This window comes from Agrobacterium sp. ST15.13.013, from assembly GCF_027956525.1.
Taxonomy (GTDB): domain Bacteria; phylum Pseudomonadota; class Alphaproteobacteria; order Rhizobiales; family Rhizobiaceae; genus Agrobacterium; species Agrobacterium salinitolerans.
In genome coordinates, this window is sequence record NZ_JAQKGP010000081.1 from 1 (window position 1) to 740 (window position 740).

The following is a 740-nucleotide window of genomic DNA, read 5'->3' on the forward strand; positions in this document are numbered from 1 at the left end:
ATGTCAGCCGTAGCGATGAGGCGGAGAGCGCCTTCTTCCTGGTCTACGTCGTAGCCACCGATGAACTGCAGCGATGCAGCGCCGAGCTTCGCACCGATACCAGCGGAGATACCGACGTTGTTGTCAGCTTCCAGAGCGCGAGCGGCCGTACCAGCAGCGTTGATCGTTACGAACTTCGAGCCCGTGCCTTCCAGTTCGTCAACCGAAACGCCAGCCCAGAAGGAACCTGCGTCGTAGGTGTAACGAATGGAGTTGAACTTGGAGTTCGTAGAGAGCGTGTCGGTTTCGCCAGAGAGACCGTCATCCCACCAGTTGTAGAACTGACCGACCTTCAGGCCGCCGAGTTCGATGAAAGCCTGGTCAACGTTGACGCCACGGCTGGAGTCCTGGTCGGCATCGCCACGCAGGCCGATGAAGCCGCGCAGAGCGCCGAGTTCGGTGTCGGTGCGGGTGTCAACTTCGAACTGAGCGCGCGTGAACGAATCCCAGTCAGAGGTGCCGGACTTGTCACGACCGAAGTCGGTCTGGAAACGAATGTAGCCCTGGAACTTCAGGCAGGTTTCGGTGCCGGGGATGTAGAAGAAGCCGGTGCCGAATGCGTCGCAAACGCGAACGTATTCCATGGGCTCAGGCTCAGCAGCGACGATAGCGTCAGCGGCCTGTGCGCCGGATACTGCTGCGAGAGCCGCAGCGGAGCCGATGAGAAGGCTCTTGATGTTCATGGTTGACCTCCAGTCAAA

At 59.7% G+C, this 740-nt stretch carries 1 protein-coding gene; it reads right to left on the bottom strand.

The window, feature by feature from the left end; all coding sequences use genetic code 11:
- Positions 1–722, bottom strand: a 722-nt coding sequence (locus PL597_RS25945) for a porin (protein WP_271366652.1), incomplete at its 3' end; no start/stop codon positions are given.
- Positions 723–740: the final 18 nt, after the last annotated feature.